Raw genomic sequence first — 524 nt, 5'->3', positions numbered from 1 at the left:
AGGGGTCTGACGCTCAGTGGAACGAAAACTCACGTTAAGCAACGTTTTCTGCCTCTGACGCCTCTTTTAATGGTCTCAGATGTCCTTTGGTCACCAGTTCTGCCAGCGTGAAGGAATAATGGCCGAGCATATTGATATGTCCGTGGCAAAGCGGGGAGAGGCGTGCGATATCTTCATCATTCAGTGTTTCACCCTGCGCCCGGAGATGATCCAGGGCTGCCTGCATATAAATAGTGTTCCATAACACGACGGCGTTAGTGACCAGCCCCAGTGCGCCCAGTTGATCTTCCTGACCGTCGGTATATCGTTTTCTTATCTCACCTTTTTGACCGTGACAGATGGCTCTGGCAACGGCATGGCGACTTTCTCCCCGATTAAGCTGGGTCAGAATGCGCCGGCGGTAATCTTCATCATCAATATAATTAAGCAGATACAGCGTTTTGTTGATGCGCCCCACTTCAATGATTGCCTGAGTCAGTCCGGAAGGACGTTCACTTTTCAGCAATGAACGGACCAGCACTGAA

Annotated in this window: 1 protein-coding gene; it reads right to left on the bottom strand. The window is 50.4% G+C overall.

The window, feature by feature from the left end; genetic code table 11:
* Nucleotides 1–34: 34 nt before the first annotated feature.
* Nucleotides 35–524 (bottom strand): Tn3 family transposase (locus PG887_RS22645; RefSeq protein ID WP_138920156.1); only part of this gene is annotated, 490 nt, incomplete at its 5' end.

It is taken from the genome of Aeromonas sp. QDB14, from assembly GCF_027707845.1.
GTDB lineage: Bacteria > Pseudomonadota > Gammaproteobacteria > Enterobacterales > Aeromonadaceae > Aeromonas > Aeromonas caviae.
This window is presented reverse-complemented; position numbering and strand designations above follow the sequence as displayed.